Source organism: Anaeroglomus insulsum, assembly GCF_050689095.1.
GTDB classification, from domain to species: domain Bacteria; phylum Planctomycetota; class Phycisphaerae; order Sedimentisphaerales; family Anaerohalosphaeraceae; genus Anaeroglomus; species Anaeroglomus insulsum.
The window spans coordinates 195194-211908 of record NZ_JBOGCL010000004.1 but is presented as its reverse complement, the minus strand read 5'-3'; the positions used below and the strand labels follow the sequence as shown (position 1 = coordinate 211908).

The following is a 16715-nucleotide window of genomic DNA, read 5'->3' as shown; positions in this document are numbered from 1 at the left end:
TCAGAGTACCCCCTTTCCCGATTTTCGCGTTCCTGCGGCTAAATCCTGCCCTTTATGGGCAGTTTGCAGGATACGATACGGCCTTACGGCATACAGCGGACACGCAACCGCTGTACAATGACGGATTTCCTGCTTTTTCCAGCCCACACATTCCAGGCAGTGGGCATTGACAGAGGCCCGAAGACTCTGACCGCTGGTAGCCCGGTCATAAATGCCGCGATACGCAGGCGGTATCTGGTTGCGGCGGGAGACAATAGCGTTATCAGTCTGGTTCATCAGCGGCCTCCCTTCATTACTTCCCACGCCTTGCGATTGGGTGCTCCAGCCTTAATCCACGCATGGCACTCCGGCCAATACCACCGGACAGAGCCGCCCAGATGAATCGGGCGGGGAAGCCTGCCCTGACTGTTGAGCCTGAATACCTGTCGTTTACTGATGCGAAGTTTCTGTGCTAATTCGGTAACATCGATGAGATCAATTTGTGATTGTTCCATGTTGTCGTGTCCTTGACTCCCATCCCAAAATCGTCGTTATAGCCATACCGCTGGGTTGCAGGTTGACTTATTCTCCGATTGCGGGTATCCTTGGGTTGTTTGTGTTTTTTGATTTTGGGTCGCCTTTGCCGAGGCGGCCTTTTTTTATCCCTTCCGTTCGGCCTTCATCTGTTTCCACGTTTTCCTGTCCGGCGCTCCGGCATCTATCCAGCCGAGAACATCTTCTTTGAGCCAGCGGAAACATCTCCCCAGACGCAGGGGGCCGGGCATCAGACCTCGTGCACTGAGGCGGTGAACCTGCCAGACACTGACTCTCAAAAACTCAGCCACCTGTTTGACCGTCCAGAGCTTCTCATCCATCATCACTGTGTTTGCTTCATTCACTGTTGACTCTCCTAAAAAGTTAATACTTCTTTTTTCTGTTCCTGTCTTCGTGAGTACCACTCTCGTGCATCACTCGGCAGTAACATACACAAATCACAACAAATGCAAAGTCCTTTTTTTTAGTAGGATATTAGACAGGATATTATGTATCTTGTTACTCCTGCTAAATTGGCACTACCTGTGTACAAATTTGCCACGATACAATCGTTACAATCGCTACATTCGCTACAGTTTACACATGAAAAATAATTTTAAAAATCGCAAGAATTGTTGTTGAAAAAAGGTTATTCTCTGCTGAAGCTCACCAACCTACAGAAACATAAGTCCTTTATTTGCGTCAGTTTAAATTTGACGCAAATGACAAATTGGCACACTTGGCTCCGAAACGATGGCTCAATCCCTCGCGCGTGCGCGCGCGTGAGGGCGGCTTGGCTGAGTTAAGTCACCCCCCTTTTTTAAAGTACCCCCACCAGCGGACAATGGCGATCAGGATACCCCCTCATCCCATCTGTTTGACTTACCCCACCCGCTTTCCAGCAGATCGTATAGCTCTCATGGCAGGCCATAACTTACCTCAATATCATCCACATTTCAGGGGGTTCACCCGATACGCCTTGAATGAGATGCTGGATTCATCACCTGTCACAAAGTGTGAAAAAGTCATATCTACCCAAAACACAACCCCTTAAACCCCTTAAACTGTGGTTTTGGGGGGACTTTAAGGGGTTTAAGGGGTGGATTTGCGGGTTAAATGCGCATAAAAAAACCGCCTGCGGGTTGAAGGAGGAGGAAGTCGGTGTACTTCCCAGGGCATCCCACAGGCGGTAGAAGGAACTGTTTTTATTGCTTACGTGTTCTTAGCCACAGTCCGCCCATACCCAGTAACAGCATGGTTGCCGGTTCGGGAATGACTCTGACATTTTTCCAGACCGGATCAAAACCTTTGCTGGTTTGATCCAAAAACTGGATGGAAAAATCATCGCCATTTTTCCAAAGGCCGGTAATGCCTTTAATCTCACCGGAGGTATTGTAAATCCAGGACCATCCGGTCTGGCAGTAAAGGGTAACATAGGGATCGTTATTAACAACCTTCTGAAAAGTACGAAGGTCGTTGATTTGACCACCTTTTAGAACGGCAGTCGCATAGTCATAAACATTAATTAAATCAGTGGCGCCATTGGTAAACAACAATGAACTATAATCATCTATTAAAATGTCATAGACACCCCCAACATCTAATCCCAGGGGTAGCGAGGTTGACAACACTTCGAGGCAACTATTGTCTTTTGCAACAATATTATCAGCACCGCCTCCCGCAACGACAAGTTTGTCATAATTTTCCAACCAAACACCATATTCATATTCACCAGCAGTAATATAGCCATCGCTATATCCGGCCCAGGAAATAGACATGCAGGAAACGATCCCCAGCAGCAAAAGCAGTCTTTTCATCGTAAGGAAACCTCCAATCCAATTTGAAGTTATTCTACCAAATTCATCCTCTTTTGTCAAGGATTTACCGGGTTTCCGTACTCTGGAGACTCTGGAGTTCGGCAAGCAATATAGCTTTGATATCCTCAATTCCAGTCGCATTATCGGACTCTTCTGCGGCTGCACTGTTCAGAAATTCGATGATTTGAATCAGGGTTTCTGCGGAGACGTCCGGCTCAACATCTGTTACATCCACCGCCATTTCCGACTGAACCGTAGCAGATTCGACAGACGCATCAAGAGAATAGGCCGAAAGGCTTTGGGCACTGGAGAGTGATTGTGCCGATAAGCTCTCCGTCTGAGCAGCAGCGGCATTGATTTCTTCCAGCTTCCAGCAGGCTACCCACAGCCAGTCTTCACAGAAAAGCATGAAATCCGACAAGCCGACATGTAAGTCATTATCCAGATCGCATTGCGGGTCATACCGCAACTTATCGTCGTCATCAATGTGTCCAGGTGCGTTCGGATCAGCAACATAACCCGGTGTATTCGGATCACAAAGCGGATGACTCGGATCATACGTTAACCATACTGCCGAAAACTTCGTAAATTCTGTCAAATTCACGATTCCATCGGCATTCCAATCAAGGTCATTGTGCACATCCGCTTGCGACTGGTACTCATCTTCACAGTTATAGACCTCATCGGCCCCAACATCGACCCTATTCCCATACAGTCGTGCTTCATTGTCATAATCAACCTGTGAGGCATATCCCATTGCCGGGTCTGGGTTGCCCTGATCAATACAGTCAGAACCTGCCGACAGATGATAGTTATTGGGGTCGGGAATTCCATTGGGATCAACGGTGTAAGCAAAGCCAGGCTCATTGTTGAAGTTATTGGTATTAACGGTATTACAATCTTGAATACAGCAAAAATTGGCCACCAAATCCGGATTGACCCCTGCAAACTGCGGCCCGCCGTTATTGTTGTAATAGACGATACAATTCTGTATATCCGGATAATCCTTGATGTTTGGATTATTATTTACATCGGCATTATCTGTAAACGATATTCCAGCCCCCTTGTTGTTTGAAATTGTGTCATTGTGCAAAACGGGAGAATAGGTTGGATTGATGATACGAATACCCTGAAGTCCTTTTTCAGCTAAATCGCTTTCTGAGATAATGCTATTGCGGATATATGGCGTTGACAACAGAGTATATATGCCATATTCTCCATTCCTCAAAATCCAGGAATTTTCTACAGTTAAAGTAGAACCCACACCTTCGTGACGTATGCCATAAAGAGAATTTCCAGTGATTGTTAACCGCTTGATTAATACGTTTCCACTTTTAGCATAAATGCCCCATTGCCATCCATTTTCAACAACACAGTTTTCAATCGTAAAATCTGCCCCATTTCCATATACGCCATACTCCGCCGCATCCGTGACTGTGAATCCATCCAATAGGGTATTGTCTCCCATTGTCACTATTGTCGAATTACGCTCTGTCGCGGTAATCCTGCCGGACAAAATCGTTGGATACTGCTTTGGATTACGTAATGAAAAGTCAGACCCGCCCGCCTTGAAACCACCATATACAGTGACACTTTCAGGTAAAACAAAACTATCGAACTCCCGTGTTCCTGGACTATAGATTCCCTGTGCAACATAAATCGAATTAACATCGGTGCAGATGGATTCTGTCGCTCGTGTTAAGGCCTGCTGTAAATCGGGATAGGCATTTGCCCAGCTTGTCCCGGTGTTCGTGCCAGTTGCAGTTTTATCGACATATATAATCGGCTCTGTATTGCCACAGCAAACCTGGGTATTTTCCGATGCCCGTGTAATCAGGATTTCACCAGTAAAGAGTTCTGCCACATTATGCAGAGGAAGTCCCGGCTCTGCCATATTGTTGACTTCCACGGTAAGACTTCGGCTTCCAGACCCATAGGCAGGGATAGTACCAATCGCCCAGACATAAGCATGATCCTGCTCTCTATAATTGGGATCAGAGGAATAAAATGTCATCGTGTTCGGGTCGAATAGATAGGAAACTGAACAGCTCACCCCAACAGGCAGATAATCAAGTAGCCGTACATCAGAATAAGTTAGCGATGACGGGTTATTCCAGCTTATGGTATAGGTAATTGAGTCTCCGATCTCTCGGCAATCGCCATCAGCGACATCATCCGTCTTAGTCAAGTGTACACTTTCCGGACTGAACCGTGCTGCGAGAGTAACTACTTCAGAGTTTGGATCGCTGTCTGTCCCACCCCATACAAACGGCACAAAGGTAAACCCCCAAGTTTTAAATGTATTATGATATGATTCATACCAATTGCTCAATTCACTCGGTATAATTCCATCAAATACACCGCTCGTAAGCCCCTCTGTAGTAAAAGATTGGATCAATTCTTTTTTCAATCCATGATTGGTTGTAATCCCCCAGCTTTCAGGTAGCCATTCAAAACCATCGCCATAATCACCTAAAGCAACAATCCCCGTTCCGCTGCCATTTAATACATAACCAATGGATTGTGATAAAAATACTTTGGCTTTTGGCGTCCTGCTCAGGGTATTAGCCGTGTGATAGTCCACATCCTGTCCAGTGAGAATAATTCGTCCTAAAGTTGCAGAATCAATGACCGAAGGATCAAGGCCACTCATATTACTGCCTTTATTCCATCCGATAATTAAAATATCATGGGTATTCAAGTCGGATAGCGTCACATGATTGCCTGCAATACCTGTTCGCAAGTCATAACTATAAATCCGCAATTCATTCATGGCACGACGAATATCCGAATTGATACTGCCTCCAGTGGGATCATAAACCAGAAAGCTATATTGGTTTGGGTCAAAACTATAGGACTGAATTCCAGTACCAGAAGAAGCTGAAGCAGCAGAGACATCCAGCCCCGGCGGTACAACATTGACTTCTCCCTGCACATTCGAGGAGAAACATATAACGGGCAACAAGCTCAAAAGAATCTGAAAACAATACTTCCTATAACTTCTCATTCAACCATCCTTTCAAATAAATACCCCGATAATTTACTTGATGCCCTTTACGCCTCGCGTAAGGAACGACCCCGTGTTGCGCACTAACAAAGAGCATCTGTAACACCTTTTTCATCACCTGCTCATATCCTACCCCCTCCAGTTACTTTATCCTGTTGCGTGATATTCTCATAAAAGCAGGGCTGCACAAAGAAAGAAACCCATCACCAAGCCTTTCACAGCCCGCAAATATTTTACTCAAATATGGTCTGGCCGGAATTAACCTGACCAGCTTAAAAAAACCTGCCGGGAGGGGTCGGAGTAAGGAGAAAAACCCGACAGGTCTGTATGGAACACTTGAAACAATAAGCCTTTTTCTTATAGTTTATTTGGATCATGCACAGTTACATCTTCATTTTTATCAGAGTCATTAGAATAAATACTATGAGCAACTCCTAACCCCTTAATATCTGTTCCAGAAGCTATTCGTTTTTTAATTTCGGCAACACCTACTTTTTTATGCTTTTGATAACAGCGTTCCAATAATTCACAGCTTTTATATGTTCCTCTCTGGTTAAAAAAGCTTTATTTGTTAAGTCAGTTGGATTACCACCCAATATTACAGGTTTGATTTCAAATATTTCTTTGCCTGCATATTTTATTGAATTGTTTTTTCTTGTCTGGATATTCATAATCTACTCTACGTCATAAAGAAATTCCAAGAATTCCCAAAACGTTTTCCCAATTGTTTCTATTAATTCCATATCCATACCTACAAATGGAACAGATACTATTGTGTATGGTTTCTGCCTTGTATCAAATGCAAAGGCCTCTCCGCCCCCATTTGAACCAAACAAAAATAATTTATCTGCATAATTCCGTACTTGATATGCGTCATTTAACTTCATCAGTTCATTTAGCTTCCAAAATATCACATAAGAATTTTGCCCGATAAATCCTTCGCCGCCATCCGATACTTTTAGAAAATCTACGTACTCTTGTGGAAGAGTAATATTGTTACTGGCCTGAAATACTACAATATCGTTAGCTATTACAGGGGGATTGCAGTTAAAATCTTTCAGGATTTTATTAAGTTCAAAATTATTCATAATATTTTGCTGCCAGCAGTATGTCACCTATTGTATTCCAATCTGGCTGCTTAGGTAACTCTTTACCCAAATTCAAAGAAAGGCCATCTGAATCAGCAAGCCAGGCTGACATTGATTCTAAATATCTCTCTAATGTAGCATTCTCCCAGTCGTTTTCATTGTTTTTCAAGTCGTCAAGTAATAATTTAATAAAGCTTGCCAAATCGTTCTTGTTTTTAATGTTTTGAACAGCTTCGTTTAAATTAATCATTTTGCACCTCTCACTTTAACTGAAGTTCCATTATTTACCGTTGTCATTTTTTTAGGGACCTCTCTGGCAATTTCTTCAGGTGTTGCCATTCTATAAGGAATATCCTTACCTGCTCGTCTAAATGCCTCAAGCCGCCGATTGTCTAATGTGTACAATTGACCATCTTTTTCATATAAACGAATAGCAGGCACGTCCTGTGGATTTACTGTCCCACTTTTTAGGCCATTAGCCATATCATCAATCGTGCCCCCTTTTTTAAAGGTATTACTAATACTATCTTGGCTAAAACGAACATTCTGGGGATCGATAGTTTTTACCGCATCATCAACCACGGTTCCCAGTTTGGCACATTTATTCAAAGCACAGTTGAATATTTTTACCGTGCCATAAGAGATAAGGTATATCCCGCCTTCAAAGGCAGCCGACTTTGCCGCGCCGGATAAGTCTTTTTCATAGCAGGTCTTATACGCTGCGTCAAAGAATGGAACTGTATTACATGCAAACTCCGCAGTGGTAACCAATCCATCGAGTCGCTCCAATTGATTGGAAGTATCAACCTTGCCTTCGAGCATCCGTTTGACGGCATCGTATTTACCCTGGCTCATTTTGTCGTAGGAAATCAAATGATTGAACCAGAGAATCTTTGGTTCCCAGGATTCGCCGATAGGACCGCCATAAGGATTATAGGTAATGACCGGCACGAATTCTTCGATAGGAAGTCCCAGATAGATTCCGCATCCGGTGTCCACCGCAACGAGATCGTTGCTGCTGACCCTGTAAGCCAGGCCCCACGGATCAATAAACATGACAGGATTATTGCCTGCATATTCATACAGGTTCATCGAATCAATGTAGCCAAGAGGATCAAACTGGATAAATCGTCCGCTGGCCGGATCATACGCCCTGAATCTCAGATGATAGAGCGACGTCTCCGTATCATACCGATACCCGGCAAACAAGAATGGATTCCCTGCCGCAGAGCCGACCGAATCATCCGTCGGTTTGCCATAGACATCGTAGTTATAGAACTCCCGGTCTTCCTCACGGTTAAATTTGCCGCCAATTAAACCTCGGACGCTACCTAACGCATCATGCAGGTAATAGTAATGGGATTCCTTGTTGGAAGGTATATCCCAAATCGAGGCAAAGTAGGCAAAATCCTCAAAGTCAATGAGGTCGTCGTTATTGTGGTCAAATTCCGCCACATAGCGTGTCTCATTCGGATCGGTGTTATCTGCCAGCCACGCATCACAAAAACCCAGGAACGCTTCTAAATCATCCTGACTGCCTTCATATTCCGGCAAGAACATGGCCAGAATTTCATCTATCCCGTTGCCATAAACGAATTCCCGGACTAATCGCGGGGTCGTTCCCTCGTATTCAGCAACGACCTGATGATTCGTATCATAATAGAAGTAGGTTGTTTTGCTTCCGGCGGTCTTTTTTATTCTCCTGCCGAGGGCATCGTACCCGTATTCAGCAAGGGTGGTCGTTCCATCCTGAACGTCGATCAGCCGGTTATGGGCATCATAATGATAGGTGTACCCATAACCATCTATCGAAAGGTTCCCATTCTCGTCATGGGAGTAGGTATAAGACGACGTGGCCCCCGCAAGTCCTTCATTCATCCCGGAATACTGATTAAGACTGTTGTGAGAATACGTCTTGGTATTGGTCAGTATCCCATAATCTTCCCGTACCTGATACCGGTTCCCAAGATGGTCATAGTCGAATTCATCGGTTCGGGAATACTGAGAGGTCGGGGTTGCCATCAGCATCATCGTACCGGATTCTTCGGTATCCAGAGTTGAGGACAGCGAAAATGTACTGACTGCCGCAAGGGAACTGGACGATGCAGCAGTTTCAGCGACCAGCGGTAACGATTCACGGCTGATCAGGTTGCCGTCTGCATCGTAGGTCGAGCATATCTGGGAGGTTAATGTCCCCTCTGCATCATAAGCACTAAACACCACCACTTTGCCGCCGGAATCTGGATAGAGGGTAAACAGGGTGATCCTGTCGGAAGCATCATAGACAATCTGAGCAATGATAACGCCGTCGTCATTGCGGAGGGTTTCAGCTTTAATTGACTGATTGGCCGTCCCGAACTCCGACAGGGTTAATAATTTAGCCTCAGAGGACACAGAGGTCTTTGAGGGCAAAGAGCGGATTGCCGCCTGAGCGGGAATAGCAGAATAATAATCGGTGTCATCTGTGAAATCTGTGGTTCCATTATCCAGCCACTGCGAAGCAACCAGAACCAGATCATCAATCGAAAATCGTCCATCCTCAATACTTCGGGCAAAGCCGGAGGTGGCTGCATAATCCACCTGCTCCAGCCTGCGGAGAGAATCATAATAATACCGATCCCAGACCGGTGTGGTCAGGTGGTTGTATTTCTCCTGCCGACGGTTGCCGACGGAGTCATAGGTATAGATAAAATCAAGAATCGAGGCATTCAGAGAATCCACGGCCTTGATTTCTTCGGTCCGTCCCAATTCATCCAGCCATCGCTGTTCGGTAATGATCGGTTCAGGATAATCAATCACCTTGGGCGAATTACCGTAATAGGTATAGTTGACAATGGTGTCATTGCCCCGGTCAATAGCCTTCATCCTGCCCAGACCATCATGGGTATAGGATAGCGTGGTATCACCATGTGTCTGATTGACCGGATTGCCGCTGCCGTCATATTCCCAAGTGGTGGTAACTGAATTCAAGCTATAGTATGTTGCGGTTTCGGATTCCCGGAGACCAAACCCATTGTAGGTGAATTCAGAATAAGCAGTGGTGTCGCCATCTTCCTGCTTTTCGGCGGATAGCAGGTTGCCAGCGCCGTCATAGCGGAATAGTTCTTTAAAGGTTGGGTCTCCGCCGATATTGGCATTTTCATCATCGCTGACTAAGGTCAGATTGCCGAGTTGGTCATACCAGGAATAATGAAAGGTTCCATCCCGCTTGGTTTCCTTATGAACCTGATTGAGCAGGGTATATTCATAGCCGACGAGTTGATTATCCGGATAGGTAATCTGAATAACATTGCCGACCTTATCATACAGGTATTCGGTTGTCTGGATGGCAATATGGGAGGTGGTGTCATTGGGGTCGTAGGCGTTGACCTGATACAACTGATTGAGGCGATTATAGACATATTCGGTAGTCTTATTCAAGGTGGTGCTGCCGTAATCCTCAATGACCTGTCTTGCGTTGCCGAATCCATCATAGAGACTTTGGGTAATGACCCCGTCCGGGGCAATTTCCCGGTAGATTCTGTCCAGACCATCATAGAGATAGGTCGTGGTGATGTCGGTGCTTTCCTTGACCCCATCTCCATCTACATCCAGAATCTTCTTGAAAATCCGCCCAAAATCATCATACTCAAAGAATGTTGTGACGACAAAGAAGGTGTTTTGCGGGTCTTCCTCATCCCGCTGGATCAATTCGGTTCTTTCCACCTGGGCGGGATTGGTGGATGAATAGACAATAATCTCTTCATTGCCGGATGGATCAACAGTACGAATCTTCCTGCCGATGGAATCGTAGTAATAGGTCGTAACCGCTTCCGAAGGGGTATCCCCATAGTACATTGTCTGCTGATAGAGCAAGCCCGTCTGAGAATCATAGGTATAATCAGTAATCAGATCATATCCTTCCAGCGGGTCTTCAGTGCTGTCTGGATGCCGCATGACGACCGTTCTTTGGACATTGCCCAGATTGTCATATCCTGTGCGTATCTGTTTAATGGCGAAATCATCCGCGGTATTATCTGGCGTTTCATTGCAGTCATAGACGGTCTGTTTTACGACCTGATTGAGGCTGTTATAAAGGTTGACAACATAATGTCCTTCCGGATTTGTGGTCTTTTCTGTCCTGCCTGCCGCATCAAACGTATTGCGGGTGATATAGGCGTTGGGATCACTGGGGTCATTGGGGTCAATGATCGTTTCCGGTAAACCTGCCGGAGTATAGTAGGTGGTATGGACAACCCCGTCCGGTTCGATCATTTTGGATTTTCGGCCCAACACATCATATTGATATTCGATAACAATATCATTGGGATCAGGGTCAAAGTTGGTTCGGTCAATGTCCTTTTTAACCGAATACCGGACATTGCCCACGACATCATAGATCGTATGGCTGATCAGGTCGTTGGTATTGTCAATGACATTGGGTTCTGCACAGACCCGTTGCCAGAGCAGCCTGCCCTGATAGTCATACCCTTTGCGGGTATCGCTCAGAATAGTTTCGTCCTCATCCACGGCGATCTGGCGTTCCACATCGCCTGCTGCATTATAAAAACTCTCGGTATAGGGACCATCCAGGCTATCCCGATAGACCCGCTTAACCCGGTCCAGATTATCATAGGCATAAAGGGTTTTTGTGCCATCGGACAAGGTTTGCTCGGTCAGGCTGCCGTTAGCATCGTAGTCATAAGAAGTCGTCAGGACGTTAATATCCTGCCCCTGATCAGTATAGCCGGTAATCTCGTGGGTGGTCAAACCCCGTCCATCCCGAAGGGTCTTAGTCCATTTCCCGGAAGGAGTCAGAACCTTGTCAAGTTCTCCCTGAAGGTTATAAAAATACTCCGTCGTTAGATTCAGGCCATTGTAATCTTCAATGGTCTTTTTCTTTCGGCCTGTGGTATCGTATTCATGTTTGGTGATAATCCACCCATTGGGAGTATTATAGGTAAATGTCCCAACATGCTTTGCCTTGTAGAGATACTCGATTTTGCCGTCGGAGGTATAGGTATATTTAGTCTGGGACAGCAGGGTAAGCTGGCTGTCGGACAGATTGGGATCACAATTTTCGGCAATCACAAAATCCGACAGCAATTCCCCGCCGGTTCCATAGGATTTGCCGGTTTTGATCCCATCCGGATTGGTCTGACGGATAACCTGTCCGAAATCATTATATTTGGACGTGGTGGTTGCGGAGTTCTGGGAATTCCCCTGACAGGTCGATGTCAAAAAGCCGGTGGTTGGATGATACGTATAGGTGTTGGCAACCGATTGACCGTCCGAGGCCTTTTTGGTCTCGGTAATGATGCGCCTGCTGCCATCATAGTAGTAATGGTTTACCTGGCGGTCTGTGCCTGAATTGGGGTCGGTTCGGGTCTCCAATAAATAAGGAAAGCTGGTCTGATAGGTATAATTGGTAATTCCACCCTGCGGATTGATGTGTTTTTTGATCTTATACTCATATTCCTCATATCGATTCAGGATGAAAAAGGCTTGATACTCATACTGTTCCAGAAAACTGTTGACATTGTTTTCTGTATCATGCCGATATGAAGAGGTTAACTGAGAATGGGGGGCATAGACCTTGACATCCTGCCGCTTACCGTTGGGATAGGTGATGGTCTCGATAATCCGGTTTGGGTCGGAATCGTAAGAATAGGATGTGGTATAGGTCTCTCCGGAAGGGGTATTGGGGTCGGTGTTGAGTTGGTCATACTCCGTTTTGGAGAGGATATTGGTATAAGAATCATCCTCATAGACGTATTTAACTAAGCGATATTGATTAGGTTTAAGATAAGTCTTTTCCGCAATCCAGTAGGTCGTGGATTGTGCCGTTTCGGTCTTGCAGATGTCCCTGCGGAGGCTGACCTGCATGGAACTGGTATTGGGGTCATAGACCTTCTGTTCGACCAGGATGGGTTTGGTCTGGTTTTCAATGTAGATTTCAGCGGACAATTGGATGTTGTCGATCTCGACATGATTGCCCGTAATTTCAATCTTAAACAGGTCGGTATCATCCGGCCCCAGATAAGAAGCCCCATCCCACGTCCCTTCAAGGGTATGCCATGCTGTATCGGTCTCTGTAAAGGCAGGAAGAGAGATCAGCGGAGCAGAATTTGCAGAATTGTTGGAATAGAGTGTAATCTGCGCAGTCCCGGTCTGGGAGTCACCCGGTGTAGCACGAACCGTTACTTTAAAGGAGTAGGTCATCCGGATATCAATCGCATCTGACAGAATGGTTGTCAGGGTATCTCCGTTGGGCCTTAGAATCTGACTGCCGTGAGGAGCCTGGCTGATGTCGCAGATTTCCGGCACATCATTGGAGTTGGTATTGGTGATGGTCCAGGACGGAATCTCCGTCTGGTCGGCACAACCGGAGACATCCGGCAACTCAAAACTCCAGTTATAGACAGGTATCCATCCCGCATCAACCCATTCCCCATAGACAATCGGATCATAGGTGTTTTCAAGAATGACCTGGTTGCTGGCATTGTACCGCTTGGTAATCAGATCATCATAATCCGGGTGATATTCCACATGCTCAAACTCCGACAGCCCGCATCCGGAAGAGCAGGTTCCACTCTGGTACTGGATGGCTCGTTGCTGGTCGTCGAATTTAACCGACCATTGGCGGGTCTTGGATGCGTCTGAATTGTCGTGATACGCTACGGTTGCATCTTTGTTCTCATTACTCCAGTCATACTGATAATACCGGCTTGTCGTCGCCATATTATTGGGATCACTGGGGCTGCTGCCGGTATGGATATAACGGAGTTTGGCGGGACTGTTGTATTCATAGACACAGTGCCACTTATCCTGATTGGTGCTGCCGGTAAAGCTGCCTGTGGGAGAATAAACGACCTTGGTGATATAGTATTTCTGGCTGCCGCTGTTATCGGCGGGCGAATTGCAGATAAAGAAAAGGGTTCCATTGGACCCCATATTGTAACTGATATACGTCTCACCCTGGGTAGTGCCAATGGTATAACCCCAGCCTTCGGCGGCTATATAGGGGGGACATCCCGATACGGCCTCCTGAAAGGCAGGATATTTGATTCGGTAGGTCGTTGCGGTTTCAGGGATTTGGCAATGCCATTGCTCATCACAGAGAACTCCATTGGGAGTACCCGAAACATCCTCTCCTCCAAGCCATTCCTGATCCTGCTGGCAACTGTAATTCCGGGCCAGCGGCAGCATCCACGAGCTATCTCCGCCCACGCAATAGGTTTCCTGGACTTTTTCGATATAGCCGTTAGCCGTGCCGCTGCGGACATCGGGGATAAAATTCTGTGGGTCAAACGAAGTCCGGGGGTTATTCCTGACGGAGATCGTGCCGGAGGTATTGGAGATAAAACTGTAAGTTTCACTATTGTAGTCCCGCTTCTGGTAGATTCGGACATCGATAGTAAACGAACTGCCGCTGTACTGAGGAAGGCACTGATTGGTTGCGGCCCTGACGATGATTCTGGAAGCGGCTGGATTGGACAATCTGAGGGTGTATTTACACCCAATCTGAAGAGCAGAGACAGAGGACCATGAATCATTGTTATAATTATAGTCATCTCCCTGGAATGCAATTCCATCCGGGAAGATATGCTCAAAGGCCTTCTGACTGCCGCGAACACTGATGACCGCATAGGTTCCGGCGTTGGTTGTATCGCCATTGCAGGGGTTGGTATTATCGTTACTATCGCATTCGGTACGATGTTTATCTGCTACCGACAGAATGTAGCCCGTTGCGCCTTCACCCGCCTGACCGCAGGGGCCTGCGGTTATGACAATGGAAGAATCCGGGGAATTCGTACCCGCCCAATAGAAATAAGCCCTGCTTTTACCCCACGGACGGCAGGCACTCGATGTAATCGAACAGTCCGGGCAGTCGGCAGCGACGCCTTGAAGAGTTAAAGCAATCAGGGACACAAAAAGACAAAGTCTTGTCCACCCATTCATAAAAGACCTCCAATGGTTTACCTTCTCATCTTGACTATAAGAAAATATTATATTGGTTTTACGGACACTACGTCAAGGGTAATTCCGTCTTTACTGCAATCTAAAGCTGGACTGGCCTAAACGCCAATAGGCGGCAGAAGATACAAGTATTGATGTGCGGGGGAACTCAAGAAGTGTTAATGGAGCGCCGACCGCAACGCTCGTACAAGGTTCGCCAGAACCGCTGAGGAACGCTACAAGACAGCGCCCCGGTTGGGGGCACTGACTTCTACGTTTCCTCGATACATAAACTGGCGATTTAGTACGAAACGCTTAAGTCCAGTGGACTTTCGATATTTAATTTTATGTACCAAAATACCGCTCTCAATCAGGTTGTCAACCAAAAAAAATACAGAGTCGTAATTCGGGACGTTTGGGAAATGCGGCGAAAGAAATGGAGTGCCGCAATCCACGCGCCACTCAAGCCCCGCCAAGGGCAGACAAAGCACGCTTCGCGGCACTCGTCTTGCCAACGGCAAGCGAGTACCACTGCGTCCTTTGTCTAAATATTTGGCGGTATTTGAGTGGAACGTCAGCCAGTTATCGCTATTAAATTGTCTAAATCAGATTATCAGCATACTAAGTCTGGCTTCGCTTTTCAATAAAAAATCATCACTACTCTAACCACATACACTCTTTAACAAGACACAGCATGTCTCTTTTCTAAATTCATATACGCGACTGACGGGCTAAGTAGGGATGTTATCGAAGAACGGGGTGGGGGTGTGGTTCAGCTTTTCCGGCCAGCAGGAGTCTCTTATTTTTTAGAAGGGCAGGACTGCTGGGAAAGTTTGTTTTGAAAGAAAAACATCTCATCGTCAGGCTGGTTCTCTATTGCTATTGGGATAGATTGCCCTATGTACACCTGAATCAACAGGCCCTATCGTCCCTGTTATCCCTGCACGAATGTATCCCGATGCAACCAGTTGAAACAACGTGTGTATCAATGACATCATCAGGGACGGTCGGCCATACTAATATCGTCTCTCATTCGTCCCTTCCAGTTATCGGATTGGTCTTTGCGCTCAATCGGTTTGAGCGCAAAGGAACACAAAATGAGAACAAAATCATAGGCAGAATAATCATAAGTCCTGCTGTTGTTTTTACTTAGTCCAAAGTCCTGTGTTTTGCGCTCAATGAAAACGCAGAACACGAAAAATAAAAAAATGATATAGCTGTAATGCAGAACAAAAGACACATTGAATACGATACTTTTCACAAACCAGATCAGGGATAAGTCGGTAATCAGGATTCTTTCTGCTGGCTTTGGAATTGAGGGTAAACATCGTTTTCCGGCTGGTGGCAAGACGATGCCCGCCTGTCGAACGCCGCTTAGAATTGATTCTGGTGCGTGTTTCAAAATGAGATTTCATGGAATAGGGACAGTTAAGGGAAAAACAGGGTCTTTGGCAGGGACGCAAATGATTCTATACGTCCCTGTTTTGGTCATCAATTCTACATAAGTTTCGTCCCTTTGCATCGCCTGACATCGGGCAGGGACGCAAAGGGACGGTAGGGACGGATTTCCAAGGGGTAGATTACGGTACTACTCTTTTGCTGTTCTAATCAAGAGCATGATATTGTTTTTAATATCTATTGGCAGAGTTGCCCAGCAATCAATGACCTCCTGTAAACTGGAACAGAAACTACCCTGATTGGGGGTGTTTTCTGTTCCTTTTTGTAAGCTGGTTTGTAAGCTTGCTTCTGACTGCTCTATAACCTCTTTATTATCCAATGGTTTACAACTATCATCTGACGGTCTTGAAAACCGTTGTACCGAAAGGTACCGGGGGTTCGAATCCCTCCTCCTCCGATTCGTAAAGCCTTTGTCCTATGCAGGATAAGGGCTTTTTATATGTCCCTATTCAAAACCCCAAAAAACAGCTTAATCGCTATAGTATATCCTCAACTTTGTCACTCGACTGATTTGTCCAGGTCCAGCCATGGTTTGAGGCGGCTGTTCAATTCCTCGGCCGGCATTTGATTGACGTGGCCGTCTCAGAGGAAAATGTTGGCCTTGTCCTGAGGGGGAAACGCCGCAGCACTGCAGGCGTTAAACCCTACCCAGTTTTCGCCATACTCCAGATATTTACCGCTTAGCCAGTAGCATATCCACCTGTCCATCGCATTGGCCATGCACAGAACAGGATTCTGCGGTGAACGTTTGGGGGATTGAAACGGTCAACAATAGCGTCAGACACAGTCCAAACAGAGCGTCAAGGCTGCCGGAAGGCCTTCCAAATCGGGCAAACAGGCAACCTCTTTTCCCTGATGCGCATAAAAAAAGCGGAGCTTTGCAGCCCCGCTTTC

At 46.1% G+C, this 16715-nt stretch carries 11 protein-coding genes; all 11 read right to left on the bottom strand.

Annotation, left to right across the window (positions count from 1 at the left end; genetic code table 11):
- Window positions 1-276, bottom strand: a complete 276-nt coding sequence (locus ACQ9LF_RS05655) for a hypothetical protein (protein WP_462488405.1) — start codon at window positions 274-276, stop codon at window positions 1-3.
- Window positions 276-494: a helix-turn-helix transcriptional regulator gene (locus tag ACQ9LF_RS05650; protein ID WP_462488404.1), complete on the bottom strand. Its 219-nt coding sequence runs from the start codon at window positions 492-494 to the stop codon at window positions 276-278. The genes ACQ9LF_RS05655 and ACQ9LF_RS05650 overlap by 1 nt, the downstream gene beginning before the upstream one ends.
- 144 nt (window positions 495-638) lie before the next feature.
- Window positions 639-878, bottom strand: a complete 240-nt coding sequence (locus ACQ9LF_RS05645; RefSeq protein WP_462488403.1) for a helix-turn-helix transcriptional regulator — start codon at window positions 876-878, stop codon at window positions 639-641.
- 840 nt (window positions 879-1718) lie between these two features.
- Complete coding sequence (locus ACQ9LF_RS05640; protein ID WP_462488402.1) at window positions 1719-2330, bottom strand: PEP-CTERM sorting domain-containing protein; 612 nt, start codon at window positions 2328-2330, stop codon at window positions 1719-1721.
- 64 nt (window positions 2331-2394) lie between these two features.
- A complete protein-coding gene (locus tag ACQ9LF_RS05635) occupies window positions 2395-5337 on the bottom strand; it encodes a right-handed parallel beta-helix repeat-containing protein (protein ID WP_462488401.1) in 2943 nt (980 codons plus the stop codon).
- A 488-nt stretch (window positions 5338-5825) separates the two neighbouring features.
- Window positions 5826-6008 (bottom strand): hypothetical protein, encoded by a 183-nt coding sequence (locus ACQ9LF_RS05630; RefSeq protein ID WP_462488400.1) that lies wholly within the window; start codon window positions 6006-6008, stop codon window positions 5826-5828.
- A 3-nt stretch (window positions 6009-6011) separates the two neighbouring features.
- Entirely contained in the window at window positions 6012-6425 is a 414-nt protein-coding gene (locus ACQ9LF_RS05625; protein ID WP_462488399.1) for an SMI1/KNR4 family protein, read from the bottom strand.
- Window positions 6418-6675, bottom strand: coding sequence for a DUF7660 family protein (locus tag ACQ9LF_RS05620; RefSeq protein WP_462488398.1), 258 nt, complete (start codon window positions 6673-6675; stop codon window positions 6418-6420). Before ACQ9LF_RS05620 ends, ACQ9LF_RS05625 begins: the two co-directional genes overlap by 8 nt.
- Entirely contained in the window at window positions 6672-14366 is a 7695-nt protein-coding gene (locus ACQ9LF_RS05615) for an RHS repeat-associated core domain-containing protein (protein WP_462488397.1), read from the bottom strand. The genes ACQ9LF_RS05620 and ACQ9LF_RS05615 overlap by 4 nt, the downstream gene beginning before the upstream one ends.
- Window positions 14367-15360: 994 nt before the next feature.
- Window positions 15361-15765 carry a hypothetical protein gene (locus ACQ9LF_RS05610; RefSeq protein WP_462488396.1) on the bottom strand — a complete coding sequence of 135 codons (405 nt, stop codon included), beginning with the start codon at window positions 15763-15765 and terminating at the stop codon, window positions 15361-15363.
- Between the two features lie 638 nt (window positions 15766-16403).
- Complete coding sequence (locus ACQ9LF_RS05605) at window positions 16404-16529, bottom strand: hypothetical protein (protein ID WP_462488395.1); 126 nt, start codon at window positions 16527-16529, stop codon at window positions 16404-16406.
- Between the last annotated feature and the right edge of the window lie 186 nt (window positions 16530-16715).

Excerpts from the sequence above, each read along its gene's own strand:
- ACQ9LF_RS05655 (WP_462488405.1), bottom strand. The coding sequence starts at position 276 with ATGAACCAGACTGATAACGCTATTGTCTCCCGCCGCAACCAGATACCG.
- ACQ9LF_RS05650 (WP_462488404.1), bottom strand. The coding sequence starts at position 494 with ATGGAACAATCACAAATTGATCTCATCGATGTTACCGAATTAGCACAG.
- ACQ9LF_RS05640 (WP_462488402.1), bottom strand. The coding sequence starts at position 2,330 with ATGAAAAGACTGCTTTTGCTGCTGGGGATCGTTTCCTGCATGTCTATT.
- ACQ9LF_RS05635 (WP_462488401.1), bottom strand. The coding sequence starts at position 5,337 with ATGAGAAGTTATAGGAAGTATTGTTTTCAGATTCTTTTGAGCTTGTTG.
- ACQ9LF_RS05630 (WP_462488400.1), bottom strand. The coding sequence starts at position 6,008 with ATGAATATCCAGACAAGAAAAAACAATTCAATAAAATATGCAGGCAAA.
- ACQ9LF_RS05625 (WP_462488399.1), bottom strand. The coding sequence starts at position 6,425 with ATGAATAATTTTGAACTTAATAAAATCCTGAAAGATTTTAACTGCAAT.
- ACQ9LF_RS05620 (WP_462488398.1), bottom strand. The coding sequence starts at position 6,675 with ATGATTAATTTAAACGAAGCTGTTCAAAACATTAAAAACAAGAACGAT.
- ACQ9LF_RS05615 (WP_462488397.1), bottom strand. The coding sequence starts at position 14,366 with ATGAATGGGTGGACAAGACTTTGTCTTTTTGTGTCCCTGATTGCTTTA.
- ACQ9LF_RS05605 (WP_462488395.1), bottom strand. The coding sequence starts at position 16,529 with ATGGACAGGTGGATATGCTACTGGCTAAGCGGTAAATATCTGGAGTAT.